This is a genomic window from Planktothrix pseudagardhii (assembly GCF_904830925.1).
In the GTDB taxonomy this organism is placed as follows: domain Bacteria; phylum Cyanobacteriota; class Cyanobacteriia; order Cyanobacteriales; family Microcoleaceae; genus Planktothrix; species Planktothrix tepida.
This window is the reverse complement of the sequence record NZ_LR882967.1, coordinates 3,588,275-3,612,908: the sequence shown is the minus strand read 5'-3', so window position 1 is coordinate 3,612,908 and position 24,634 is coordinate 3,588,275. Positions and strand designations below refer to the sequence as shown.

General features: G+C 40.8%; 24 protein-coding genes and 1 tRNA gene. 8 read left to right on the top strand and 17 right to left on the bottom strand.

From position 1 onward, the window contains the following. Window positions 1–103 precede the first annotated feature (103 nt). The 3 genes from NMK36_RS15265 to upp form a co-directional block, all read right to left on the bottom strand. Window positions 104–394 (bottom strand): YggT family protein, encoded by a 291-nt coding sequence (locus tag NMK36_RS15265; RefSeq protein ID WP_072719376.1) that lies wholly within the window; start codon window positions 392–394, stop codon window positions 104–106. A gap of 111 nt (window positions 395–505) precedes the next feature. Next, window positions 506–802, bottom strand: coding sequence for a hypothetical protein (locus tag NMK36_RS15260; RefSeq protein WP_072719377.1), 297 nt, complete (start codon window positions 800–802; stop codon window positions 506–508). A 115-nt stretch (window positions 803–917) separates the two neighbouring features. Then, window positions 918–1,589 carry a uracil phosphoribosyltransferase gene (gene upp, locus NMK36_RS15255; RefSeq protein ID WP_072719378.1) on the bottom strand — a complete coding sequence of 224 codons (672 nt, stop codon included), beginning with the start codon at window positions 1,587–1,589 and terminating at the stop codon, window positions 918–920. A 112-nt stretch (window positions 1,590–1,701) separates the two neighbouring features. Here upp and cobQ point away from each other — a divergent pair, with 112 nt between their 5' ends. Further along, window positions 1,702–3,165, top strand: coding sequence for a cobyric acid synthase CobQ (gene cobQ / locus NMK36_RS15250; protein WP_254174097.1), 1,464 nt, complete (start codon window positions 1,702–1,704; stop codon window positions 3,163–3,165). A gap of 24 nt (window positions 3,166–3,189) precedes the next feature. Further along, the gene (locus NMK36_RS15245) at window positions 3,190–3,423 is read left to right on the top strand and encodes a 2Fe-2S iron-sulfur cluster-binding protein (RefSeq protein ID WP_072719380.1); all 234 of its coding nucleotides are present in this window, start codon (window positions 3,190–3,192) and stop codon (window positions 3,421–3,423) included. Between the two features lie 177 nt (window positions 3,424–3,600). On the opposite strand, the gene NMK36_RS15240 is transcribed toward NMK36_RS15245, so the two are convergent. The 3 genes from NMK36_RS15240 to murA all read right to left on the bottom strand — a co-directional run bounded on the left by NMK36_RS15240 (window position 3,601) and on the right by murA (window position 6,075). Next, a tRNA-Leu gene (locus NMK36_RS15240) sits at window positions 3,601–3,682 on the bottom strand. Further along, window positions 3,661–4,539, bottom strand: a complete 879-nt coding sequence (locus tag NMK36_RS15235; RefSeq protein WP_254174096.1) for a M48 family metallopeptidase — start codon at window positions 4,537–4,539, stop codon at window positions 3,661–3,663. The genes NMK36_RS15240 and NMK36_RS15235 overlap by 22 nt, the downstream gene beginning before the upstream one ends. A 162-nt stretch (window positions 4,540–4,701) precedes the next feature. Then, entirely contained in the window at window positions 4,702–6,075 is a 1,374-nt protein-coding gene (gene murA / locus NMK36_RS15230; protein WP_254174095.1) for a UDP-N-acetylglucosamine 1-carboxyvinyltransferase, read from the bottom strand. A 427-nt stretch (window positions 6,076–6,502) separates the two neighbouring features. Here murA and ald point away from each other — a divergent pair, with 427 nt between their 5' ends. Further along, window positions 6,503–7,588, top strand: coding sequence for an alanine dehydrogenase (gene ald, locus NMK36_RS15225; RefSeq protein ID WP_254174094.1), 1,086 nt, complete (start codon window positions 6,503–6,505; stop codon window positions 7,586–7,588). A gap of 46 nt (window positions 7,589–7,634) precedes the next feature. On the opposite strand, the gene NMK36_RS15220 is transcribed toward ald, so the two are convergent. The 6 genes from NMK36_RS15220 to NMK36_RS15195 all read right to left on the bottom strand — a co-directional run bounded on the left by NMK36_RS15220 (window position 7,635) and on the right by NMK36_RS15195 (window position 15,644). Further along, entirely contained in the window at window positions 7,635–8,552 is a 918-nt protein-coding gene (locus NMK36_RS15220; RefSeq protein ID WP_254174093.1) for an ATP adenylyltransferase family protein, read from the bottom strand. Window positions 8,553–8,768: 216 nt separating this feature from the next. After that, window positions 8,769–9,449: a DUF928 domain-containing protein gene (locus NMK36_RS15215; RefSeq protein ID WP_254174092.1), complete on the bottom strand. Its 681-nt coding sequence runs from the start codon at window positions 9,447–9,449 to the stop codon at window positions 8,769–8,771. 49 nt (window positions 9,450–9,498) lie between these two features. Further along, window positions 9,499–11,970, bottom strand: coding sequence for a CHASE2 domain-containing protein (locus tag NMK36_RS15210; RefSeq protein WP_254174091.1), 2,472 nt, complete (start codon window positions 11,968–11,970; stop codon window positions 9,499–9,501). A gap of 16 nt (window positions 11,971–11,986) precedes the next feature. Further along, window positions 11,987–13,357, bottom strand: coding sequence for a DUF1822 family protein (locus NMK36_RS15205; protein WP_072719386.1), 1,371 nt, complete (start codon window positions 13,355–13,357; stop codon window positions 11,987–11,989). A gap of 2 nt (window positions 13,358–13,359) precedes the next feature. After that, window positions 13,360–14,847 (bottom strand): hypothetical protein, encoded by a 1,488-nt coding sequence (locus NMK36_RS15200; RefSeq protein WP_072719387.1) that lies wholly within the window; start codon window positions 14,845–14,847, stop codon window positions 13,360–13,362. A 161-nt stretch (window positions 14,848–15,008) separates the two neighbouring features. Continuing rightward, entirely contained in the window at window positions 15,009–15,644 is a 636-nt protein-coding gene (locus NMK36_RS15195; RefSeq protein ID WP_072719388.1) for a DJ-1/PfpI family protein, read from the bottom strand. A 41-nt stretch (window positions 15,645–15,685) separates the two neighbouring features. Here NMK36_RS15195 and NMK36_RS15190 point away from each other — a divergent pair, with 41 nt between their 5' ends. Beyond that, window positions 15,686–16,060 (top strand): hypothetical protein, encoded by a 375-nt coding sequence (locus tag NMK36_RS15190; RefSeq protein ID WP_072719389.1) that lies wholly within the window; start codon window positions 15,686–15,688, stop codon window positions 16,058–16,060. A 159-nt stretch (window positions 16,061–16,219) separates the two neighbouring features. Here the strand turns inward: NMK36_RS15190 and psaX are convergent, their stop codons facing one another. Beyond that, on the bottom strand, window positions 16,220–16,336 hold the full coding sequence (gene psaX, locus NMK36_RS15185) for a photosystem I protein PsaX (protein ID WP_072719390.1): 117 nt from the start codon (window positions 16,334–16,336) through the stop codon (window positions 16,220–16,222). 379 nt (window positions 16,337–16,715) lie between these two features. Beyond that, on the bottom strand, window positions 16,716–17,645 hold the full coding sequence (gene lipA / locus NMK36_RS15180) for a lipoyl synthase (protein WP_254174090.1): 930 nt from the start codon (window positions 17,643–17,645) through the stop codon (window positions 16,716–16,718). A 632-nt stretch (window positions 17,646–18,277) separates the two neighbouring features. On the opposite strand from lipA, the gene NMK36_RS15175 reads away from it, so the two are divergent. From NMK36_RS15175 to NMK36_RS15165, 3 genes are all read left to right on the top strand, one after another. Next, window positions 18,278–18,856, top strand: coding sequence for a response regulator (locus NMK36_RS15175; protein ID WP_072719391.1), 579 nt, complete (start codon window positions 18,278–18,280; stop codon window positions 18,854–18,856). A gap of 91 nt (window positions 18,857–18,947) precedes the next feature. Next, a complete protein-coding gene (locus NMK36_RS15170) occupies window positions 18,948–19,973 on the top strand; it encodes a bifunctional heptose 7-phosphate kinase/heptose 1-phosphate adenyltransferase (protein ID WP_072719392.1) in 1,026 nt (341 codons plus the stop codon). Window positions 19,974–20,376: 403 nt separating this feature from the next. Beyond that, window positions 20,377–21,075, top strand: a complete 699-nt coding sequence (locus tag NMK36_RS15165) for a CADD family putative folate metabolism protein (RefSeq protein WP_072722825.1) — start codon at window positions 20,377–20,379, stop codon at window positions 21,073–21,075. Window positions 21,076–21,163: 88 nt separating this feature from the next. On the opposite strand, the gene NMK36_RS15160 is transcribed toward NMK36_RS15165, so the two are convergent. The 3 genes from NMK36_RS15160 to NMK36_RS15150 all read right to left on the bottom strand — a co-directional run bounded on the left by NMK36_RS15160 (window position 21,164) and on the right by NMK36_RS15150 (window position 23,758). After that, complete coding sequence (locus NMK36_RS15160) at window positions 21,164–21,574, bottom strand: hypothetical protein (RefSeq protein WP_072722824.1); 411 nt, start codon at window positions 21,572–21,574, stop codon at window positions 21,164–21,166. A 313-nt stretch (window positions 21,575–21,887) separates the two neighbouring features. Continuing rightward, a complete protein-coding gene (locus tag NMK36_RS15155) occupies window positions 21,888–22,823 on the bottom strand; it encodes a hypothetical protein (protein ID WP_072719393.1) in 936 nt (311 codons plus the stop codon). Window positions 22,824–22,927: 104 nt separating this feature from the next. Continuing rightward, on the bottom strand, window positions 22,928–23,758 hold the full coding sequence (locus tag NMK36_RS15150; RefSeq protein ID WP_072719473.1) for a metal ABC transporter permease: 831 nt from the start codon (window positions 23,756–23,758) through the stop codon (window positions 22,928–22,930). 300 nt (window positions 23,759–24,058) lie between these two features. Here NMK36_RS15150 and NMK36_RS15145 point away from each other — a divergent pair, with 300 nt between their 5' ends. After that, window positions 24,059–24,634 carry a DUF4347 domain-containing protein gene (locus NMK36_RS15145; protein WP_072719394.1) on the top strand — a complete coding sequence of 192 codons (576 nt, stop codon included), beginning with the start codon at window positions 24,059–24,061 and terminating at the stop codon, window positions 24,632–24,634.

The window sequence follows — 24,634 nt, the reverse complement described above, 5'->3', positions numbered from 1 at the left end:
CCCGGTTTCTCAAGTAACATTCGTAGTAAGTCCTTTAGGACTCTTAACTCAACTGCGGAAAAGAAAGAAAGCCCTTCAGGGCTTACTACGTTTGGAGTTGGAATTAAAATGCCATTTGCTGCATACTGCCTAATAAAGCAATAATAATTTGAGAGCCAAATTGGAGAGCAAAAATAGCAATAATGGCTGAAAAATCAATTCCTCCTAAAGGTGGAATAAAGGAACGGAAAAGATTGAGATAGGGGTCAGTTAACTGACTTAAAATTGAGAAGGGGGGATCAAACCAGTTAATGGTCGGAAACCAGCTTAATAAAATCCTAATAAATAGGATTAACATATAAATGTTCAGGAACTGTGCCAGGGTGTTAGCGAGTAAGCTGAAAGGAAGTGCCATAAAATTTATTTGATGTTTAACTCAATTTGACAAAATTTGAGATAAAGTTATGACCCTTAGTGTATCACATTTAAGAAAAGGGGTGAAAATCAAACGGGATAGCCCCATCGATTAATCATAAGTTTCTGAGCTACTATTGCCATTGACATTGCCTAACTGTTGACGAACATCATCAATGGCTTGATTGAGTTGAGCAATTTTATCCTCCAAACTCAAACGGGCGGTTTCGATATTTTCTCCCGCCAATTTAGCAGACTTCCCCGACTTTCCCGGTATTTCTGGCAAGGGTTCACCGCTTTCGGAATTGGTGATGCGAGAAGCGAGTACCACCCCTAATACCCCGCCCACAAACCCTCCTAGGGTTGCACCGAGGAAGAAGCCACTACCAAAACCATCTCGATTACCCATAATTTAACCACTTTGTCACAATAGCTTGATTTTATAGTAGGGAACAGGCAACAGGGAACAGGCAACAGTCAGGAAAAAAGGGAGACACGCTTACTGTTGCGACAACAACCGCGATCTATTCGGTGGGGAGACGGTCGAATGTGCCAAACGTTCGATCTCCTGCATCTCCCAAACCGGGTACAATAAAGCCCTGTTCATTGACTTCAGGATCAATAATAGCGGTATAGATTTGCAAACTGGGATAAGCTTGACTTAATTTTTGTAACGCTGGGGGGGCGGCGACAATGGAAATAACCCGAATCAATGCGGGTTCAAGATGACGCTGGGTGAGTTCTTCCATCACGGCCATGATTGTTCCCCCCGTTGCTAACATCGGTTCACTAATAATCACCCGCGTTTGAGGATCAAATTGGGCGGGTAATTTATTTAAATAGCAACTGGCTTCTAAGGTGTCTTCGTTGCGTACCATGCCAATATGATAAACCGAAGATAAAGGCACAACGCTTTGAATTCCTTCCATTAACGCTAAACCAGCGCGTAAAATAGGAATCACAATCAGGGGAACTTCAGGATTAACAAAGGTGGCACTACATTCGGTTAAGGGGGTTTGTACCGTTGTTTCCAGGGTTGGTAACCAGTCTCTGGCGGCTTCGTAGGTCAACCAACGTCCTAACTCCGTCATCGCCGTGCGAAATAAAGCCGGAGGAGTCGCCTGATCACGAGCAACTCCTAACCAATGTTTAATTAGAGGATGGGGGGGGACATAAATACGCAGTTGATTAGCCATAACAAAATCGTTGAAAAGTCTCCACTATCATCCCATACCGTTGTCAGAGATGGGTTGACGGTTTTTAACCTTGAGCGATTAAAATATTAGTCTCTGTCTTCAGTGATCATTTATGAAAGCAATCATGATTGTGGGAACCACTTCCCATGCTGGAAAATCCATGATGGTCACGGCCATTTGTCGAATTTTACATCGTCGCGGCGTGCGGGTTGCTCCCTTTAAAGGGCAAAATATGGCTCTGAATTCCTATGTTTCTCCGGCCGGATCAGAAATGGGTTATGCTCAAGCGGTGCAAGCCTGGGCGGCGGGAGTGACTCCTTCTGTTTCTATGAATCCTATTTTATTAAAACCTCAAGGAAATATGACCTCTCAGGTAATTTTAAAAGGCAAACCTGTGGGAGTTGTACAAGCGAGTGATTATTATGAACAATATTTTGATCGAGGTTGGCAAACCATTACTGAATGTTTAGACTATTTAACCCAGGAATTTGATATTTTAGTTTGTGAAGGTGCCGGCAGTCCCGCCGAAATTAATCTCAAACATCGAGATTTAACCAATATGCGGGTGGCAAAATATTTGAATGCCAAAACGTTATTAGTGGTTGATATTGATCGCGGGGGGGCTTTTGCTCATGTTGTGGGAACTTTGCAATTGTTAGACTCCGATGAACGGGCATTAATTAAAGGAATTATTATTAATAAATTTAGAGGACAGCGATCGCTATTAGAATCGGGGATAAAATGGTTAGAGGAGTATACGGGAATTCCGGTTGTTGCGGTTATTCCTTGGATTGATCATCCCTTCCCCGCAGAAGATTCTTTAAGTTTATTAGATCGTCGTCCGAGTTCCGCCCAAGCCGAATTAACCATTGCCGTTATCCGATTTCCTCGCATTGCTAATTTTACAGATTTTGATCCCCTAGATGCCGAAACCAGCGTTAAAATTAAGTATGTGATGCCTTCTGACACTTTAGGACATCCCGATGCCGTCATTCTTCCAGGGTCTAAAACGACTATCTCTGACTTGCAAGTCTTAAAACAATCGGGAATGGCAAATCAAATTAAAAATTATGTTGAGGCGGGGGGTCAGGTCATGGGAATTTGTGGCGGTTATCAAATGTTAGGAAAAATTGTGTCAGATCCCTATGGTTTAGAAGGACAACAGGGGGATTATGAAGGTTTAGGATTATTACCGACTAAAACCGTTATGTCCACTCAAAAAACCTCCCGTCAACGGTTGGTTTCATCCCATTATCCCCAAGAAGGTTTACCTGTTGAAGGATATGAAATTCATCAAGGACGAACTCAATTGTTAGATTCTAACGATATTTCTCCTTTATTTAATGACCCGAATTTAGGATTTGTTAATCAGCAAAAATCGATTTGGGGTCATTATTTACATGGGGTTTTTGATAATGGCCCTTGGCGACGAACCTGGTTAAATCATCTACGAAAACCCAGAGGGTTAAATGCTTTACCCACTGGAATTGCTAATTATCGAGAACAGCGAGAATTGTTATTAGATTTATTAGCAGATACAGTAGATTCCTATTTAGATTTGAGATCGGTTTTATAGAAGTCAACCTCAACAACAGTCAACATGAAAATCCATTTCTTACCCGATAAAGTTACCGTTGAAGCCCAACCTGGAGAACCTTTATTAGCCGTCGCCGAACGCGCCGGAGTTGTAATTCCCACTGGATGTTTAATGGGGTCTTGTCATGCTTGTGAAGTGGAACTAGACGAAGATAATTTTATCTGTGCTTGCATTTCTTCCGTTCCCTCTGGAAAAGCGGAAATCACCATTAATATTTATAGTGATCCTACTTGGTAAATGTTATAGCGCTACTTGAAGAGGGAAAAGTAAGAAGTGAAAGGGTTTCAGGTTTCACTCAATACTCCCATGCGTAGCACTATATAGCCAGAAATTTTGATAACAGAACAACCCGATGAATAAAAATCAAGGGCTTGCGCCCTGGGATTTTCAGCCCAGCTTTTTAAAGCTGATTAATGGGCGGAGAGAGACTCGAACTCTCACGACCGAAGCCGCCGCATTTTGAGTGCGGTGCGTCTACCAATTCCGCCACCCGCCCTTGTTTGGGTTAGCTTCACTATTATAAACCATAAAGTTTCGTTTTAGCAAGTCCTGATAATTAGGACTACTCGACCAACGATCAATTTCTCTGGCTCGCAAGACCGGAAGGGGATGGGTTAACTGGGCAGTTTGAGCTTGCTGAAGGAGTTCTCCCAATTCTGTGCGACTAATTTGATCATACGTCCGGGCTTGGGCAACAAAGGCATCTAAATTCAGTTGCGAAGCTAAACTGGGAGAACCCCCCGACAGTTTCATCAACACCGACATTACGACTCTCGGATCTTGAGTTGCTAATAGGGCTGCGCGATCGCAAGTAAACTCAGCACAACGCAACCATTCCATTAACTGCGCTTGTAACCCCTGAGCCAAAATTGTTCCCCAAGGAGACAATTGATTCGCCGCTAAGACCACTAAATTCGCTAAGGTTAAATATACCCCATGTTCGCATTTTAAATGTCCTAACTCATGGGCAATTACCGCTTGAATTTCTTCCGAGGTTAATAACTCAATTAACGACGTATGAATGACAATAAACGGTTGTTTTCCCCGCATCGCAAAAGTATAAGCATTGGGAACCGGATGTTGGCGAATATAAAGTTGAGGCGGTTCTAAATCTAAAGTTTTGCAAGCCGCTAATAATAATTGATGAAGATCAGGTAATTGTTGATCACTAACTAAAATACTAGACGCAATATTTTCTAAATAAAAAAACTGTTCCCCGACACCGCCTAAAATTTGCCGGACTAATAAATCTAAACCGGGCAATTGTTTCAAAGCATTGGTCGCTTGTAAATCCAACGGATGACGGAAATGATCGGCTCGGAGTCCTATTAAAGGGGTCGTTGAAAACGTCATAGCTACATACAGATTAAAGTCAAACTATAACAAATCTAACGTCTGCCTGATCAAAATTGGGTGGGTTGTGAGTTGTAATTAACCCTAAAACGCACCCTAAACAACTCACAACAAACACTCCATTTTTGAGGTTAAGCGACTGTCTGCTAACAGATCAGTTGCTTATTCCTTTTCTATTAGCGCATGATCAATACGCTGGAGTTTGGCTCCTAATTGTCGGAGTTTAGCTTCCAATTGTTCATAACCCCGATCCAAATGTTTTAACTCCTGAATGGTGGTTTCTCCCTCCGCCGCTAAAGCCGCTAGGACTAAAGCCGCAGAAGCGCGTAAGTCGGTTGCTGTTACAGGTGCGCCCGATAAAAACGGAACTCCTCGAACTAAGGCAGTCGTTCCCTTAACCCGAATATCTGCACCCATGCGGCTCAGTTCAGGAACATGACCAAACCGATTTTCAAACACCGTTTCGCTGATCAAGCTATTGCCTTCACACAGCGTTAACAGAGCCATAAAGGGGGCTTGCATATCCGTAGGAAATCCCGGATAGGGTAGGGTTTCAATGTCCATTGCCGTTAAATTCTCCACCGGGAGAATGCGTAAATGGTTTGACCCTTCCATCTTAATTTTGACCCCAATGGCTTTGAGTTTAGCCAGTACCGGAGTCAAATGTTCTGGAATAATGGGAGATAAACTAATTTCAGAGCGGGTGATGGCTCCTGCTATTAAAAAAGTTCCGGCTTCTATTCGATCAGGAATAATCGAATAATCGGCTGAATGCAGACTAGGAACCCCAGAAATCACAATGGTTTTAGTTCCAGCCCCCTGAATTTTTGCTCCCATCGCACAACAGAAGTTGGCTAAATCGATGACTTCCGGTTCTTGGGCGGCATTTTCGAGAATGGTTTCTCCCTCGGCGAGGGTTGCTGCCATCATCAAAGTTTCCGTTGCTCCCACACTGGGATAATCCAGATAAATACGAGCACCTTTGAGTCGGGGGTTATATCCCTTAACATGAGCATGAACAATGCCATGATCAATATGAACTTCAGCCCCTAAAGCTTGCAGTCCCCGAACATGAAGATCTACAGGTCTAGCTCCAATGGCACAACCTCCTGGTAAGGGAACTCTGGCTACCCCTAAACGAGCGAGTATTGGCCCAATGGCAAAGAAACTAGCCCGGAGTTGGCTGACGAGTTCATAGGGAGCTTGTGACTCTGATAATTGACCCGCTTTAATATCGAGAACATCACCCTGACGGTCGATTTTAACCCCCAGCGCCGTGAGAATTTCACTCATGCGGTTGACATCAACCAAGGAGGGAACGTTACGAAGCCGACAATCTTCAGAACACAGCAATGCACCGGCCATTAAAACTAAAGCGGAATTTTTAGCCCCGCTAATCGAAACATGACCTTGTAGGGGTTGATTCCCCCAAATTTTTAGAATGGACTGGTTAGGATTGGACGCAGTAGCGAGATTTGATGAGCGTATAGCGAGTGTAATGGGCTTATCCTCCAAAAATGGGTTGTACGTTAACATTCGTTAATTTTTTGTTCTGATTCTACCGAAAAGATTCCAGATGTCTAGGGGTAAACAGTCATTAATTGGTAATCTATGACCCGGAATCACTCTGAGGGAGGGGTTTTATCGGAATATTAATCTTGGAATACCCAACTTAGAAATCATCAAGGATATTTAAAGATTGGGTTGTAAGTCCCCCCCTGAATTTTATACTCAGATTAGAAACTCCCAGCAAAATTTTCTGTATCAACTGATTGATCAGTTCCTCAACGATAGCCAAGCGGTTATATTACAAAACCCTTGATCCCCAGAGCGGAGTTCATGAGCATAACAGATCAAAAGCAATTTCTAATGTAGGGTGGGAAACATTCACTTTATGATCCTCTAAATTAGAATACAACGGTTGAAAGATAGCGCACGTCAGACGAAGGAGAAATAATTGATTATGCAAATTGGGATTCCGAAAGAAATTAAAGATCAGGAATTTCGGGTGGGATTGAGTCCCGGTAGTGTGCGAGTGTGCTGTGAACGAGGTCATCAAGTTTTTGTGGAAACGGGTGCAGGGAATGGCGCTGGGTTTACCGATGAGGATTATACACGAGCCGGAGCCATAATTGTTGAATCTCCGGCTGATGCTTGGTGTCGGGAACTGGTGGTGAAAGTCAAAGAACCCTTACCCCCGGAATATGAGTTAATCCAGAAAGAACAACTCTTATTTACTTATTTACATTTAGCCGCAGATCGGGAACTAACCGAACAGTTAATTCATAAGGGTGTCCATGCCATCGCCTATGAAACCGTAGAACTTCCTGATGGTCGCTTGCCTTTACTAACTCCAATGAGTATTATCGCGGGACGGTTATCGATTCAGTTTGGGGCTCGTTTTTTAGAACGACAACAGGGAGGACGGGGGGTTTTATTAGGGGGAATTCCTGGGGTAAAAGCTGCCACTGTTGTGATTTTAGGGGGAGGTGTGGTTGGCACAGAAGCGGCTAGAATTGCCCTAGGGATGGGGGCTAAAGTGCAAATTTTAGATGTGAATGTGGAGCGATTAGCTTATTTAGAAACGGTGTTTGGATCGAGTGTGGAATTACTCTACAGTCATTTATCCCAAATTGAAGAAAGTGTTCCCCAAGCAGATTTATTAATTGGTGCGGTTTTAATCTTAGGAAAACGCGCCCCTAAATTAGTTTCTCGTGAGTTAGTTGCTCAAATGCGCCCCGGTTCTGTCATTGTGGATGTGGCAGTAGATCAAGGAGGGTGTATTGAAACCTTACGGCCTACGTCCCATAGCCATCCGACTTATATTGAAGAAAAGGTGGTACATTATGGCGTTCCTAATATGCCCGGTGCTGTGCCTTGGACAGCGACCCAAGCCTTGAATAATAGTACCTTACCTTATGTTCTTCAGTTAGCGGATCGGGGACTCAAAGCATTAGAATTGAACCCGGTTTTAGCCAAAGGTTTAAATGTGGAAAATCACCATTTAGTCCATCCGGCTGTTCGGGAAGTTTTTCCTGATTTAGTTTAAAGGAACAGCTTAACTGGGAATAGGGAATAGGGAATAAAAATTTGGATTAACGGGAAATTCCGACTTGTTTTAAAACTGTTAGGGGGTGATAGGATTTCAGCCATTGTAGTTGTTGGGAATTTCTGACTAATAATCCTCCAGCAAACCCTAAAGAATTAATTGAAATACCCTCAAACTCTTCTTGAGATCGAGGAACAATCATCATCCAATTTCGGGTGGCTAATAAATTATAAGCTCCTGATTGAAAGGAATGATCATCAATTGATAAACCCACGGCTGATAATAATGCAAAATACAATTCTAGGGTAAAAATTGAGGCTTCTGATGGGGTATGAATCCAATTAGGATTAAAAGAGGCGATCGCATGAACAAATGGAAATTCGAGAATGATGCCAATAGAATTTTTAAATTGTACAGAAGTGATCGCGGGTTCAATGGGAAGATTTAAGCCATCGGGAACTAAGGGGAAAGGAACTAATTGTAAATGTTTATGCCGTTGACTTGCTCCCGCTAATTTACCCCCATTATAAAACATTAATCCATCAATTTCTGCTAAACCCATCCACATAGCTGCAAAATCGGCTTGAGTCAGCCAGGTTTCTTGTTCTTCAAATTCGCGGGTTACAATTAATAAATGATGCTCAACTACATTAAATTTATTCAGTAAACATAAATGAGTTTTCGATAAATCAGCAACAAATAAATCTTTTTCATAAGGAAGAAAAGGGTTAAACTCTTTCCCGGATTTCTCTATTTTTTTTTGCTGTTTCTTCGCTTGTTCCTTACGCGCTAAGTTAGCTAAAATTCTGACTAAAAAGCGAATATCCCCCTCTTCAATAAAATCATAATCTGTTGCAATTGATTGAAGAGCACCACAGTTGAGAGCATATTCAGTTTGAGTAATAATCCGTTGCCATAATGTACCTGTTGGCAAGACTGAGGTTGCTGCTGTCTCTGTTGTCATTTTAATCTAAATTGGAATTGAGGTCTTCTTCCTATCTTAAATTAATTCAGCACTTTATTATCAATAGGGAAAAGGGAACAGAGGGGATAGGAAAAAGTGATTAGCCACCCTAGCAAGTATTTGTAGTCAACATTGAAGGATGGAATCTCACCCCCTTCTTCCTATGAGTCGGGGGTTGAAGCAGAGATCAAACCCATCTAAAATTCCAATTTTGAGTTACCCACAAGAACGGGACACTTTAGTTTTTAATAACTCATCTAAACTGGGGTCTTGAATCTGAAGTGAGGAAGATTCCATCAGAGCATCTGACCATAACTGATGTTCCACAAAATATTGAATCCGAGCTAAAGTAATTGCTTCTGCGGTTGCTTTTTGTTGATGCAGTTGCGTTTCTAATTGTTCTAAATCCTGCTGAATTTTCTGGTGTTGATGGGTTTCTATGACTTTAAAAGTTAAAGAGTCACGGGGAAAATCACTGATATCAGGATTAGAGATATCATAAAGTGATAATTGATAGGTTTCTCCGGGTTGAAGTGGTTCTCCCGTATAGGAAATACTTTGCTTAGAATCCGAAATATTTTGACTCCAAATTAAAGTCTCATTGTCATCAGAATGCAGTTCTACATATTTAATATCCCCTCGCCAAATAAAGGTAGGTTTGTCACTCCAAATTTCACTATCAACCTGATGATTATTAGGTTGGGTTAGAGGAACAATTGTACAAATTTCATTTCCCCGTGAACCCCCAGGAGAATAGACAGGCGGTTCATGATTAGTCGTTGAAGAATCCTGATTAGCAAGCTGATACAATTCTTCCCAAGCAGGGGAAATCTTTTTAAATTCTGAAGGATGAAACGTGGGTTCACTCAAGGCGGGAGAGATAACCGAAAATCCCATTATGCTTACCAAGGTTGTGCACCTCCAAAGAGAACGCACAAAGTTGAACTTAGCCATAAAATTTCCTTTCCACAAATGTCAGAAAAATATACATCCAAAACATCAAGGCTGGTAACACCCAAGGAAGCAAAAGTTCGCCTGTAATATAAACCTGTACACTCACTAATCCATATATTCCTGTTAATCCCACAAACACCAGGATATACTTTATTTTTTGAGGACGAACTGTTGCTAAGGATAAGGTCGCTCCTTTTCCGAATAAAGCGGCAATTAAAATCAGCAAAAGGTCAGGAATGGGAATCACAAATCGTTGCTGAATAAAGTGATGAGTCATGTAAGCATGAACTTCACCTCCCGGTAAGACTTGGCGATAATTGCGTGGTGTTTCCTGAGAATACCAATAATTTAATGCCATAGGTAAAGGAAAATTATCTTGACCTTCTGTTGCAATTCCGGCTTCACCATATCCCCCTGGTGCAATTAGAACGACAAAGGGAGTAGAAAGTTTCAAGGTAGACTCTGGAGACTCAAATAATTGCCAAGCGGGAAGACTTTGATAAACTTGTTTTGGGGGAATTGAAAAATCAATCAGGGGATGAAACCACCATTGCTTTAATAAATATGCCCAATTTGTGATCGGTTGTAAACGTGCTTTTGATGAAAATAACCTTTGATAATCTGTTCCGGTATTATCAATTAAATAGGCTTTTAAATGGGATAGCCAATCAACGGATGAGTCCAGTTGAGGGGCAGGGGTAGATTCTCGTTCTTGAAAGTTTAATTGATACGCTAAAGCCAATAAATAAGCGAAGGGTAAAGGTTGTTGTCGAGAGTCAGGAAGAGGCAGTAAGGTGGTATAGAGGGGAGGATAACCTAATATTCTTAAATCGCCTTGTAAGCTCCAATTAGGACTCGCTAATTCGGGTAAGGTTTCAAACCATCCTCCGGTGGGATTTTTACTCGTTCCAAATATTAACCAAGTTTGATGATTTTGAACTGCATTTTGTAAAGATTGGGATAAGATGGGATCGTTTTGAGGTTGATGACGATCTAATAAATAATCAATGCCAATTACTTGCATATTGAGTTTAATTAAATGATTAATAATCTCAGCTAAATAACTTCGATCCATCGGTCTTGGATTAGAAATTTTAGCTTTTAGAATAGATTTTTCATCAATTAAAATTAGTAGAATTGGGGGAGAGGATTGAGTTGGAATTTGATGAGTTAAATTTCGATAAATTGCTTGAATCAAAATTCGTCGTTCTAATAAAAAATTTTGAATAGGCGTTTGCCAAGCGATAACGCATAAGGTTGTTAGGGCAAGGAGTTCTTTTTTTGTGGGGAACCATCGTTTTAATCGTTGTTTCCAACTGAAGGCTTGTAATTTAAACGGAGGAGCTTTGGGATGGCGGAATAAGGAAGGAATTAAATAGGCACTGGGATAAGTTAAATGTTTTTCTAATTTGAGGAATTGACAAGCGGATAATAAGGCATCATGGACATCATAATATTCCGTTAAGCTCCGAATAAACCGTAATAAAAATTCTTGAGCCACTTGATTATGGATAGGTTCTCGCATAATCGCCACTTGATTTAATCCTAAATCAATCAAGGTATTCGCTAAACTTAAACCATTACAAGAATTAAATAAGGCAAATTGTAAGCCTCGTTGTTTTGCAACAGTTAAGGGTTGAATCAGTTCGGATAAGGACAACGAAACTGAGGGCGCAATCCCTAATTCTCCTCCGGTTAATTCCGTTTCATTACTATGACCAGCAAATAGTAAAATATCCCAACCTTTTTGATCTTGAATGGCTTTAACCACTGCAAGTTTAACTTCCATTACAGTTTGTTGAGGTTGCCAACCGACAAACTGAATTTCTGCAATTGGAGCGAGCGCTCGCACCGCTTCTTGATCAGCTTGAAAATTTAACCCCGTTTCATCTCCTAAAATTACTAATACCCTAACTTTATTGCGGGTTGGTCGATGTTCGGGAGTCGTTGTAACCTGACGAATATTAATCGGTTGACGAACAATTCTAATTTTTCCAGTCGCCGCAAATTCTGTACCAATTTCCCACGCTTCCCAAGGAAGTCGAGCCACATCTATCGGGTCAGTGGTGAGAAACACATCAATATCTAATCCAACGCCACGCGGTAAAGTTTCTAAATTCTGCTTTGATGTCGCTTTAGCCAGAGTTGCTCGAATTTCATATAATTCTTCATGTCTTAACCAGCGATGAAATTCATATAATAATTTTGCTTCTGCTTGAACTAATTTAGCGTGCCAATCTGTTTGGCTTTGGGTAAGTTTTCCGGTCGCTTCCACTCGACCTCGCAGTGCTTTCTGATAAAAACTCAAATAAATATATTGCCACTCTTGATACAGTTGAGTTAATCGTTCAGGATAGGGAAGCGTGACTCCCAAATTTTGCCCTTCCCCCCAAGATAATTGAAATAAGCAAACCTGCTCAACTCGTTGAACTTTGAGATAAAAAGGGGAAACAATGGCATTCATATTTAGGTTTTGAATCTTAATTGAAACTAAATTCAAAAGGCGGTAATGTTTCTGTTATATCTTCCCTTAAACTCACCGTCACCACAAATTTTTCTTGACAGGTTCCGACCACACGAGTAAATAAATAAGAACACTGATCTTCGCGATTTGAATCTTGTTCAACTAAAATTCCGGTGGCGTCACTGACTCGTAATTTCACACCCACTGGTAAATCCGTTCCTGTAGTTAAACCTAATATTAATAATAGCGTCCATTCGGGTTCAATTTCCCATTCTAACGGCCAAGTTAAAGCATATAACCGCAGAGAACGTCCTCCTAAACCTAAATCTCGATAAGCACCTTTGGCTTGGGGAGAAATTTCGACCCCATTTTCTTGGAGTTGTTTGACTAAACTGGAAATTTCAGTTCCGTCACGCAAGGCGGTTTCTGGAGAAAAATCTGGAATAAAAACCCAGGATAAAGCTGTTGATATTATGTCTAATTCCTGGTTAAACCATCCCGCTAAATTTAGCGTCGGTTGTGTTAATAAATTGAATAAATCTGTTAAATAAGCAATAGGATTTTTATGGAATTGAGAAATCGGTTGTGCCGATAAAATGGCTTGGTTTTGTACTTCATAAATCCATCGCAGTAATTCAGGATAACTGAAAATAATCTTTCCCTGTTCCCAAGTTAAAATTTGCCACAATTCATGAAAACTACCAGGTTCTGAGGATTGCAGTTGAGAAAGTTTGCTAATTAATTCTTCTCGAATTTGAGATAATAGTATTGCAGGATTCTGAATTTCCGGTAAAGGAATTGCAGAAACTTCTAAACAGCGTACAAATAATAAAAATTGATCGGGTTCTGTGTTAAACCAAGATAAGGGGACAGAATATGTCCAATCTGCTTTGGGTTCTAAATCAATCTGTGTTTTATGGGCTTGAAAATCTGAATAGGAAATAAACCCATAAATTGAAGTTGTTTCTAATTCTTCTTGAACCTCAATTAAAATATAATAATGAGCCCTATATTCCGGTAATTCAAATATAGCCCTAGGTAAAATAATAGTATCCGTCCTAGAATTTCCCAAGGCGACTAAGCAGATTTTAAATTGATTGACGGCTAAGTTACAAACGGCTTCAATAAAATAAGCTAATTCAGGTTTTTCTAAAGAAGGATGATCTAAATTGAAGACAAGTTCTGATGAACGCTGTTCTAACCAATTTTGAAACCCAAAGAAAGCTAGAGAATTGAGATAGGTTTGCCATTGTTTTCGATCATCGAGAATAGAACGACAATAATCTAAGGATTGATTAATTTGTTCAGAAGATAAAGGTAAAGCTTCAGGATTAAGCGGTTCAAACTCAAACAAAACCTCTGATTCATCTAAGAAAGAAGTAAACATTATTAATAGCTCCGTCGGGAATTTTTAGATAATAAAGAAATCATGGAATGAATCAATTCTGGACTTTTTTCTCTTAAATCTAAATAGTAGCAAACGCCTTTAAAAAAGGGACTATTTAGGGGACGATTTTGAGCAATATAGGAATCAGATTCAGCTTGTTTAAACAAGGTTTCCAATTCTCCATCTAAGGCTAATTCAATTTGTTTTTCCCACTGTTCTAACTCTTGGGAAAGATGCTCAGGTTTGGCATACTCTAAAATGCGATCGCGTAACTGAAATAATAAGTGATGTCTGACATCAGCGCGAAAGGCTTTAAGCTTTAATAAACGAGTTACTTGATACTGAGCTTTTAATCCTAATGTAGCTGCAATTTCGCTCATAGATTGACCCTGACAATGAAACAGATAAAGGGCGGTTAAAAATTGTTCCGCTTTTTCTCCGTCTCGCTTTTGGCAAGTTGTTAACCAGGTTTCTAAAACTTGAGCAATACTGCTATGTAAACACATCAAAAACTGTTTTTCATACCAGTTTAAAAACTCCTGTTTTTTGATTTGTTCCTCATCGTTTTCTAGGGGTTCAGGGCTAGGAATTTGTTCAATGATGGAATCAGAATCATCAACAAAAATTAAGGATTGGTTGGGTAACTTTCCTCCTCGAATATAGGTGCGATATTGGCGTAATAGAGTCGCTAGATTTTGTAATTTCAGGGCGACGGCTTTAGGAGAAATCCTCTGTTGAATTAAGGTTTCTAACCGTTGAGCAATTTGTTGATATTGTTGAGCCGTTGGCGGTTGACAGCGTTTTCTAGCTCCGGCTTGACGTTGTTGTAAACGTTGGCTACGGTAAACGCTATGGTAGCAAGCTAAAAGCTGTAATCGTTGTTCAACTTCCAGGGACGTTAATTGATAAAACTGGGTTAAAATTTTTTCCAGTTGTTGAGGATGGGTATCATTTAAAATTGCCCAATCACTCACGAGATACACCCCATGCTCTAGTAAAAACTTATTGATTTCACTATTAAATTTAACTCGTCGGTTTGTCCAAGTTGCTAAACTACTTTGCTGGGGATCAAAGGTTTGTAAAATTTCCCGTGCAAAGGATTGATAAGAAGTTTTTGTTTGTCCTAAATGGCGCTGACGATTAATTCCTTCTTCATCCAAAACAAAGGGGAATAAGTCTTGGCTTCTAAAACCATGATAGGTTCCAAATTGTTGAGCTAACTGAAGACAAACCTGTTCAATTTCCCAAGAAATAAAGCATAAAAGACAACATTCTGCATTTTGGCTATTGATATTATTCCCTTGAGAATTGCCATCACGAAGCCATTGTACTAATTGCTTCTGAATGGGTACATCGGGAACATCCGCCTCTGCGAGGAATTCTGGAAAAGCCCTCTCAAAAAAGGCTTTGGCTGCTGCTATTTCCGACCGTTTTTGTCGGCCAGAACTTTCGAGTTTAACCAGTGTCCAATACTTTGATGCTTTACTCATGGATTAGGAACAGAGGAAGTCGGTGTCTTGTTGAATTCGGCTTATAAATCCCAAGCCACCAACAACTCCAACGAGTGATTTAGGACAGAGGGGCAAGGTGATCTCACCCCTCAAGTTTACCTATCTCTGAAGTGATTCAACTTATGCAAGCTCAAACAGAATTAGAGCCCCAAAGAATTTGATATTTTAGGCGTTGGGGTGATTTTAGCTTTGGGTTTCCAATCATATTCCATGTATTGAGCCGTTTTTAAAGCTTTGTCATCCCCTAAAAGTTTAGCAATAACATAAAGAGACACATCAATTCCCGCCGAAATTCCGGCCGCTGTGATAATTTTGCCATTATCAACATATCGTTGATTGTCTACAATAGTAGTCTGGGGAGCAAGCGCTCTTAATTGCTCTAAGGCTAGATGATGAGTAGTCGCAACTAACCCATCTAATAAACCAACTTTAGCTAACAGTAAAGCCCCCGTACAGACCGATACAATTAAATCAGCATAATGTCCTTTAGATTGAATCCAAGCTAAAATTTGAAGTTGATTCATCGCAGCCTTTGTGCCAATTCCACCCGGTATAAAAATTACATCAGGGACGGGACTATCTAATAAGGTGAAATCAGGATTAATACTTAAGCCATTATGGGATTGAAGAGAATTTAAGGTTTCTGCCACTAGATAAACATTAAAGGGTTTATCTTCGTTAATTTCTGAGGCAATAGAAAATACCTCATAGGGGCCAGCAAAATCCAGAATTTCAACGTCATTAAACATTAAAATAGCAATATTTTTTTGAGTCATTAGTTCAGTAATCCTAAACAAAAAGGATAAGGGGTTAAAATATGGTAAAAAAGCGTTTTGGGTTCCAGAATCTTATTCTGGCTATTACAATCATTTTAGGGGTTACGCTGGGTTGGAATAGTTTGACCTTAGCACAAGGTTCAGCCACTCAGCTTGAATATCGCATGAGTCGATTAGAAGCACAAGTGTCTCAACTGGCAGGACAGATTAATAGTTTGCGATATCAAAGCTCAGGAACAACAGTAATTCAGGTTGAACCAGATGCAACCAGTCCTCCGCCTCAACCGGAAAATCGTTTCCTTTCGGGTGATCCGATGTTTGATCGGTTAGCCACCTTAGTCATAGAAACAAAACAAGATGTGCAACAACTTCAAAAACAAATCGCGGATTTAAAAGCGCGAATAGACACCCAATAATTAACGGTTAAACGGGTCGAGGAGATGTGACTGTAGCGGAATGTCAAATATCCTGAAATCATAGTGCTGCTCGATGATCTGAGAAGTTAAAATTTATTCTCCTCATCTTAGAAGATTGATCAAGAGCAGCACAATCTTTAAAAGTGGATGATGTTAAAACTATACAATGATGCCGAAATAGTAAGCGGCAACTAAAAAGTTAATCCCTAACAGAAGCAGTGCCCAAAACACACGAAAGGTATAAGGGCCACCGGATTTTTGAGTTTTGCTAGTCATAGGTTTGGTTCCTAAAATACGTTGATTTTATTAAATCACAGAAGCAGACGGTTTCAACGAATCAAAGATCGGGCGTCGAAAAGCAGGAATTAATACTCAAACCTCAGTCCCGATTGTGATCTATTCACTAACTTATTTCGTTTTACATGATCCCCGCTTCTATTAAAAGTTATAACAGGAGTCTGGAGACAGAGGTGAACCATTAATCATCCCCCCATCTCCCTTTCCCCTCATCCCCCCGTCCCCTTGTCCCCTCATCCCCCCGTCCCCTTGTCCCCTCATCCCCCCGTCCCCTTGTCCCCTTGTCCCCTTGTCCCCTTGTCCCCTTGTCCCCTCATCTCCCCGTCCCCCCGTCCCCTCATCTCCCCGTCCCCTTCCCCTACTCCCCTGCATGATAAGAACTACGAACTAACGGCCCAGAACGAACTTGAGCAAAACCCATCTCCGTTGCGATCGCTCCTAAATGCTCAAATTCTTCCGGTGTCCAATATTTTTGGACGGGGAGATGCTCTAAAGACGGACGCATATATTGACCGAGGGTAATGCGATCGCATCCCGCCCCGCGTAAATCTGTTAAAGTTTCAATAATTTCTGCTTCCGTTTCCCCGTGCCCTAACATTAAACCGGATTTTGTAGGAATTCGAGGATCAAGCTGTTTCACAATTCTTAATACATCAAGCGATCGCTCATATTTTGCGCCCCGTCTGACGGGTGCTTGTAACCGTTGGACAGTTTCGACATTATGGTTATAACAGGCAGGTTGAGCTTTAACTACAGTGGCAATGCGTTGATATTGAAGGGCTTGGGGATTCCCCCCACCTTGCCCGCCCCAAAAGTCAGCCGTTAGAACTTCAATCTGAGTCTCTGGGGTGAGATGTCGGATGGCATCCATGGTCGCGACAAACCAGCCTGACCCCGCATCGGCTAAATCATCTCGCGCCACAGAGGTTAAAACCACATACCGTAACCCTAAAATTTGTACCGCTTCCGCTACCTTTTGGGGTTCTTCTGGATCAAGGGACATGGGTGCATGACCCTTATCCACCTGACAAAAAGCGCAGGAACGGGTACAAGTTGGCCCCATTAACAAAAATGTTGCGGTTTTCTGAGCATAACATTCCCCTCGATTTGGACAACGACCTTCTTCACAAATGGTGTGAATTTGACGCTGTTTGATAATTCGTTGTACCGCAGAGAGTTCACTCGCTTTACCCAGGGGACGGCGTAACCAATAAGGGAGCGGTTCAACAAAATTTTGAGACCGATTACGATAAGATTGTTCAGCAGAGGAATGGGGAGATGGGGACATACTTTTACAGATGAGGATAAAACATTTAACTCAAAAGTTTCCCGGCAAGAGTCAGGCTTTAGGCCGAATCTCTTCAGACTACTGGGGTCAAACCAGACCAAAGCCAGGTTATTTTACCCAGAAATGGGCTTGAAAGCCCGGTGCTTCTAGGACGGCTTTTTGAGGATTTATGATAAAATTGAAAAGTCTCAACAACAGCACCCTACCTAACATTTTTGGAGTTAGACTCTATGCTAACAGTATAAAAAAGAAGCGTACATTAAAGACGCTGAGGGTGGGTTGAAAAAAATGGGCAGCGATTCCCAAGGGACAAAAGCCAAAAAACTAAAGAAGTAGCTAAACCTGAAAAGTTAAAGCTTTTCCAATTAAGGCAACTCAAAACGTAACTTGGGTGTAAGATAACGCCCTGGTTCAATATTCGAGTAAGTCTCTGGAGATATAGCCTTGGGAATATCAACTAAGTTAGGCTTGTTCTGATGTTCTGTAGAACAATGAAACGGTTTAAGTAGTGCTCGTGAGAGCCTAGTTGATTGTAAGGTTTGTCTGGGAAAGAGAAACCCTGAACAGCAATATTTTAGAATCTCCGTCTTGAAGTGCGGAGAAAACCTTAAGCATCATTATGGGAGTCAGTCGTGGCAGGCCGGAAAATACTGGTAATTGACGATAGCAAAGTCATTCGGGTGCGAGTTCGAGAAATGTTACCCCCTGGTAACTTTGAGGTATTAGAAGCCAAAGATGGCAAAGAAGGTCTCGAATTTGTTCAGAGAGAACATCCTAATCTGATTATGTTGGATTTCCTCCTGCCTAAGTTAAGTGGCTGGGATGTTTTTAGGCAGATTCAAGCCGATGAAACCTTACGGCGAATTCCGCTTGTGCTGATGTCAGGGCGGAAGGAAGAAGTAACTGAAAAAATTTCAGAACCGTTTCAATATTTTGAGTTTATTGAAAAGCCGTTTGAAAAGAAACAACTGCTTGATGCCATTAAATCCGCGTTTCAGAAAGCGAATTTACCCCGTCAACCGTTACCTAAGTCTGGGCCTGAGACTTCTCCCGTTCCTGACTCTGTTCCTACACCTGCTTCTGCTGCAAGTGGAGACGCAGCAGACATGGCAGCGATGAAGGCGGAAATGGCGAAGATGAAGGCAGAAATAGAGGCTCTGAAAAAACAAGTGTTACAAATCAAAACCTTTATTCAGAAGAAACTGAAATAGGCTGTTGACTGTTGACTGTTGACTGTTGGCTTGTTAATAGACAATAGACAACGGACAACGGACAACGGATAACAGATAACGGATAACGAACATGATATTGGATGCTTCATTTTTAGCAGAGTTAAATGCCTCGATGGATTCGTTATGTGAACGAATGGATCGATTTTCTCAGGTGAAGGTTCTGGTGGTGGGGGATTTAACGTTAGATGAATTTCTCACAGGTCAGGTAGAACGGTTATCGCGGGAAGCTCCGGTGTTAATTTTGCGTCATGAAAATACTCGCCAAATTCCTGGGGGAGGGGCAAATGCTGTTTACAATTTGGCAAAATTAGGAGCATCGGTAAAAGTTGCCGGGTTTGTGGGAAAAGATGATCAAGGCATCGCTTTGTGTCGAATTTTTGAGCAGGCAGGAATTGATATTAGGGGAATTTTAATTGATCCTGACCGTCCAACGGTAACAAAAACTCGCATTTCCGGTCATGCCCGTCAATCCGTTACGCAACAAATTGTTAGGGTAGATCGTAAATCTGATGAGTTACCCGATTTAGAATTACAGTTAAAATTAGCAGAATATATTCGGGAAAATATTGATACCGTTGATGCGGTGGTTTGTTCAGATTATGGGGATGGAGTTTTAACCCAAACGATCATTGAAGCGGCATTAAAAGCTCCTCTCACTATTGTAGATACTCAAAAAGATTTACATCGGTTTGCCGGGGCAACGTTATTTACTCCTAATCTTCCTGAAGCGGAAAAAGCCGTCGGATATTCTATTATAAATTCACAAACGTTACAACAAGCAGGACAAGATTTATTAACGTTAACTCAAGCCCAGGCGATGTTAATTACGCGGGGGGAAGAAGGCATGAGTTTATTTGAAAAAGGGCAACTTTTGCAGATTCCAGCCTTTAATCGCACCGATGTTTTTGATGTGACGGGTGCAGGGGATACGGTTGTTGCTGCATTAACGTTAGGTTTATGTACAGGTTCGTCCTTGTGGGAAGCTTCGGTTTTAGGAAATTTAGCCGCTAGTTTAGTCGTGCGTCAATTTGGTACGGCAACAACAACTATTGAGGAAATGAAAGAAGCTTTGCGATCGCTTTTAAACTTAGAATAAGAGGGAACAGGGAATAGGGGGACAAGGGGACAAGGGGATGAGGGGATGAGGGGATGAGGGGATGAGGGGATGAGGGGATGAGGGGATGAGGGGATGAGGGGATGAGGGGATGAGGGGATGAGGGGATGAGGGGATGAGGGGATGAGGGGAAGGGGAGATGGGGGAATGTTTAATGGTAGTTAAATTGTTAATACAGTATTGGATGGGAGAGGTAAATACTGGTTATTACCTATTTTTTATTAACACCCATAAAATTACTATTTATTATTGCCTATTGCCTATTGCCTATTACCTATTGCCTCTCTAATTATTAATACCTAATCAGTCTCTTTTCGGGGATTAGACTTGACAAATATTTATTTTAAGATAAAATCCTGATGAACCTCTATTTTTATGAACGCGAATGTTAACCCAGGATAAGCCTTTAACAGAAACAGCATTTCTGGCTAAACTCAACGAAATTATTGAAACCCATCACTTACTCAAGCATCCCTTTTATCAAATGTGGAATGAAGGGAAATTGACATTAACGATGCTACAAGAGTATGCCCAAGAATATTATCTGCACGTTCATAACTTCCCCACCTATGTTAGTGCAACTCATGCAGCTTGTGATGATATCAACATTCGCAAAATGTTGTTAGAAAATTTAATTGAAGAAGAACGGGGTTCTGCCCATCACCCGGAATTGTGGTTACGGTTTGCAGAAGGATTAGGAGTTGAACGCAGTGAAGTTCTCAACCGGAAAACTTTAAGTAAAACCCAAGAATCTGTTCAGATTCTTAAAGAATTATCTCGCAGTGAAGAACCCGAAAAAGGGTTAGCTGCTTTGTACGCTTACGAATCTCAATTCCCTCAAGTTTCGACTACTAAAATTGCGGGACTAGAGGAATTTTATGGGATTAATGAAGAATCGGCTTTATCCTTCTTTAAAGTTCATGAAAAAGCAGATGAAATCCACAGCCAAATGACTCGCAAAGCCTTGTTACAACTGTGTCAAACCGCAGAACAACAACAAGCAGCATTAGACGCGGCACAAACTGCTGTTGATGCGTTTAACTTGCTCTTAGATGGAGTGTATGAAGAGTATTGCCAAAATTAGAATGTAGGCGAAATCCCGGTTGATTTTTCTTAAAAATTCAGTAGAGGCGTTCACAATAACGTCTCTACTGTGAGCTAATCAAGAGAACTTAAATCGCCTCAACGATTCCATTAGTGCCAATACTAATACTTTTATGGCCTGCACCGCCAGAGTAAATATTGACGGTGAGTTCATTTTTTTCGGCATCATAACTGCCTTTAAAGCCCAGAGGAGTCCCATCCTGGGTATAAATTAAAATGTTGACTCCCCCCGTTTTTACCTGTGAGAATGGCATAGCCGTTGATTGTCCACTGGCTAAAACTTTCGAGGAATTTTGGCTTAAACCATACTGAATTGGTTTTCCCGCTTCATTGATGAGTCGAACGGTAAACTTTTGATCCGTTTTAACTCGAAATCCTGTATAAACTTGGGCAAAACTGGGACTAGGGAAAAGTATTGTTGGAGTAGCGAAACCTACTGTCGCAACTAAAGCAACCGTTGTTAGAATTTTGAGTTTCATAGGTTTTATGGAATTAAAGTAGAATCAGTGTGTCAATCATTCTAATCTATATTTTTGAGGTTCACACTTTAATTTTTTACCTGAGAAACAAATAACTTTTCTGGCTGATGTCAAATCAAAATTTTAGATTTTCTCAACATTTAATGATTGACTTTTTTACTGTTAGTTTTATAAAATTTTAGATTGATTAAAACGGTTGACTGTTAGCTGTTGACTGCTCATGTAGCACTATTCTTCCCCTCATCTCCCCATCTTCCCATCTTCCCATCTTCCCATCTCCCCTTGTCCCCCCATCCCCCTGTCCCCCTGTCCCCTACTCCCCACACCCCACTATCCCTTGTCCCCCAGTGGCGCAGACTTGTTCTGCCATTCCCAGGGCGACGGCATCAAATACAGGTGCGGCCCATTGTCGTCCCGCTTCAATAGACCCGGCTCGTTGAATAATTTCTGCGGCTTGAGCGACTTCAATAATGGCAATTTTAGGATTATATTCGGCGGCTCGTTCAATCATGGGATGCCATGCTAAGGAATGACCCTCACGGTTATTTTGACCTCCCCGCACTCTTGGCCCAATATTGACTAAACGTTGTTGTTGATAAAAGGGTGCTAAACGGTTTTGAATGCGATATTCCCACCACAAATCACGGGGATGAAGTCCCGTTACTAACATTTGCGCTCCTGGATGAGGGTTAGCTGCATTAGGAATATTAGCATCGGCACTTAAAACCACCGTTTGTACAGAAGAATTTCCCTTATGAACTCCCGCAATAAAATGTTCTAAAGCTTGAAATCCATCAATCGTTTCTCCATACATAGAAATGGTCGGAGTTAATACATAAAACTCTAACGCTTCTAAGCGTCGTTTCATTTCTTCAACGGTGATAGAATTCCACACTCGACCGACAGAAACACCATTCACACTTGCCCCAGATTGTAGTCCATTCCGGGTATATTGCATCGGTAAAATAGCAATGGGTTTATTGGTATTAATCCGAATCGGAGCAACATCGGCATGAGTCCAATTTTCCCCCGTATAATTGTAGCGAACTCGATAAATCCCTTGTCCGGCTTCATATTGATATGACCGACCATCTTCTAAAATAGCAACGGTTTCTGTGGGGTTGGAATTTCGACATTGAACAATAGAAGTTGGGGAGTTTGTTGGACAGGAGTTTAGAGTTTGGGCTGTAACCGGGTAGGAAAAACCTAATATTAGGGAGGTTAGACTGAGTGCAATCTGGGTTTTCATGGAGAATTGACACGTTAATTGAGAAAGCTGTTAAAGCTTCAACAAAGAACTGTAGCATAAATCAGGAAAACTGAACAAACCCCAAAATTTTTTTTGGCAAAGTGTCAAACCTCAACAACTTGTTTAATGAAAGTTTTGAAGCTTAAAGTCAGTAAATAAGCGAAACCTGCGACTAAAATAATGGTTGCACCCGATGTTAAGTTAAAAAAGTAAGAAATTCCTAAACCGAGGGTGGTGAAAATCATTCCTAAACTACTGGATAATACCATCATTTGTTTTAAATCCTTCACAAATTGTCCTGAAATCGCAGCCGGAATAGTTAACAGGGCAATCACCAAAATTAAACCGACCACTTTCATCACCATGACAACGGTTAAGGCAATGGCAACAATTAACATTAAATACAGTTGATCAACGGGTACATTTCGAGTTTCGGCAAAAACAGGGTCAAAGGAAATGGCAACTAACTCTTTATAAAAGAGGATGACCATAACTCCAATTAGAATATCTAATCCCAGCATTAGAATTAAATCGGATTGAGGAACAGTAAGAATACTGCCAAATAAATAACTCATCAAATCAACTTTATAACCGGGCGTTAAATCAATTAAAATAATGCCAATTGCCATTCCAATCGCCCACATCACCCCAATAATGGTATCGGCTCTTTGTTGAGTTTTTCGATAGACTAACCCCATTCCTAATGCAGAAAAAACAGAAAATGCGATCGCTCCAAAAACAGGATTAAATTGAAAAAAATAACCCATGCCAATACCCCCGTATGCTGCGTGAGCAATTCCGCCACTGATAAATACAATTCGATTGACAACAATAAATGTTCCCATCATGCCACAAGCGATACTCACTAAGAGTCCGGCTATTAAGGCATTTCGCATAAATTCAAATTGAAATAATTTAATTAATTCTGTTATCATTTTTTGTTCTTGATCAGAATTCAATCGTTTTATTCTATAATTTTTTAGGGTGTTTTTTATTTTCTATTTCTAATTTTCTATTTTTTATCTCCTCTTTTAATCACTAATTTACCATAATCAGTCCTGAATCCAAGGGGGTCTACAGATACCTGAAAAGCAGGATTTTTCAAAAAAGAGGGTGTTATATGAAGCCAGATTAGCCTTGTGTAAAGATTAGGTAAAAGTGCTTGCATCAGGCAATTAGATGAAATAATCTAAACACTAAGGATTTGCATTAATTGACACCCTAATGTTGCTGCTATGTTCAGATTACCAGACTCTAACCTTAACTCCCGTTTAGCCTTTTTCCCGGTCGGATCTGCTGAAACAACATCCTCAGAGATTGCTTTTTTTGCTGCCGATGTTCCCAATTTACCTATCCTCCTCAATGGTTTAATGCCGGGGGTTGAAGCGATTATTCTTGAGGCAAATGGCACAGAATTGCAACAAATCGCTGATATCCTGAAAACAAAGCAATATCGCGCAGTCCATATTTTTTCTCACGGTAAAGCGGGAGAAATGGGATTAGGGAAAACAACCCTCACCCAAGATAACATCTATAATGATGCCTCAATTATTCGAGAATGGAAACAAGGTCTAACTCCCCGGTCTGAGATTTTATTGTATGGATCTAATATTGCCAAGTCTTCTAATGTTTTGATTACGATACTATCGGAACTTACAGAAGCTAATATTACCGTCTCAAACAATTTTAATACAAATTCGTCTTTAGAGGGAGATTTGGGCTTAAAAGTCCATACTGAAAGCATCAAACCCCCCCTGGCAATCCAACTGTTTGCGTTTCAATCCCCCCTTTTACCATTATCAATTGCCTAA

Excerpts from the sequence above, each read along its gene's own strand:
- NMK36_RS15190 (WP_072719389.1), top strand. The coding sequence starts at position 15,686 with ATGGTAAAAAAGCGTTTTGGGTTCCAGAATCTTATTCTGGCTATTACA.
- NMK36_RS15210 (WP_254174091.1), bottom strand. The coding sequence starts at position 11,970 with ATGAATGCCATTGTTTCCCCTTTTTATCTCAAAGTTCAACGAGTTGAG.
- NMK36_RS15170 (WP_072719392.1), top strand. The coding sequence starts at position 18,948 with ATGATATTGGATGCTTCATTTTTAGCAGAGTTAAATGCCTCGATGGAT.
- ald (WP_254174094.1), top strand. The coding sequence starts at position 6,503 with ATGCAAATTGGGATTCCGAAAGAAATTAAAGATCAGGAATTTCGGGTG.
- lipA (WP_254174090.1), bottom strand. The coding sequence starts at position 17,645 with ATGTCCCCATCTCCCCATTCCTCTGCTGAACAATCTTATCGTAATCGG.
- NMK36_RS15245 (WP_072719380.1), top strand. The coding sequence starts at position 3,190 with ATGAAAATCCATTTCTTACCCGATAAAGTTACCGTTGAAGCCCAACCT.
- NMK36_RS15195 (WP_072719388.1), bottom strand. The coding sequence starts at position 15,644 with ATGACTCAAAAAAATATTGCTATTTTAATGTTTAATGACGTTGAAATT.
- NMK36_RS15155 (WP_072719393.1), bottom strand. The coding sequence starts at position 22,823 with ATGAAAACCCAGATTGCACTCAGTCTAACCTCCCTAATATTAGGTTTT.
- NMK36_RS15160 (WP_072722824.1), bottom strand. The coding sequence starts at position 21,574 with ATGAAACTCAAAATTCTAACAACGGTTGCTTTAGTTGCGACAGTAGGT.
- NMK36_RS15150 (WP_072719473.1), bottom strand. The coding sequence starts at position 23,758 with ATGATAACAGAATTAATTAAATTATTTCAATTTGAATTTATGCGAAAT.
- psaX (WP_072719390.1), bottom strand. The coding sequence starts at position 16,336 with ATGACTAGCAAAACTCAAAAATCCGGTGGCCCTTATACCTTTCGTGTG.
- NMK36_RS15215 (WP_254174092.1), bottom strand. The coding sequence starts at position 9,449 with ATGGGATTTTCGGTTATCTCTCCCGCCTTGAGTGAACCCACGTTTCAT.
- NMK36_RS15235 (WP_254174096.1), bottom strand. The coding sequence starts at position 4,539 with ATGACGTTTTCAACGACCCCTTTAATAGGACTCCGAGCCGATCATTTC.
- upp (WP_072719378.1), bottom strand. The coding sequence starts at position 1,589 with ATGGCTAATCAACTGCGTATTTATGTCCCCCCCCATCCTCTAATTAAA.
- NMK36_RS15145 (WP_072719394.1), top strand. The coding sequence starts at position 24,059 with ATGTTCAGATTACCAGACTCTAACCTTAACTCCCGTTTAGCCTTTTTC.
- NMK36_RS15205 (WP_072719386.1), bottom strand. The coding sequence starts at position 13,357 with ATGTTTACTTCTTTCTTAGATGAATCAGAGGTTTTGTTTGAGTTTGAA.
- NMK36_RS15265 (WP_072719376.1), bottom strand. The coding sequence starts at position 394 with ATGGCACTTCCTTTCAGCTTACTCGCTAACACCCTGGCACAGTTCCTG.
- NMK36_RS15260 (WP_072719377.1), bottom strand. The coding sequence starts at position 802 with ATGGGTAATCGAGATGGTTTTGGTAGTGGCTTCTTCCTCGGTGCAACC.
- murA (WP_254174095.1), bottom strand. The coding sequence starts at position 6,075 with ATGTTAACGTACAACCCATTTTTGGAGGATAAGCCCATTACACTCGCT.
- NMK36_RS15200 (WP_072719387.1), bottom strand. The coding sequence starts at position 14,847 with ATGAGTAAAGCATCAAAGTATTGGACACTGGTTAAACTCGAAAGTTCT.
- NMK36_RS15165 (WP_072722825.1), top strand. The coding sequence starts at position 20,377 with ATGTTAACCCAGGATAAGCCTTTAACAGAAACAGCATTTCTGGCTAAA.
- NMK36_RS15220 (WP_254174093.1), bottom strand. The coding sequence starts at position 8,552 with ATGACAACAGAGACAGCAGCAACCTCAGTCTTGCCAACAGGTACATTA.
- cobQ (WP_254174097.1), top strand. The coding sequence starts at position 1,702 with ATGAAAGCAATCATGATTGTGGGAACCACTTCCCATGCTGGAAAATCC.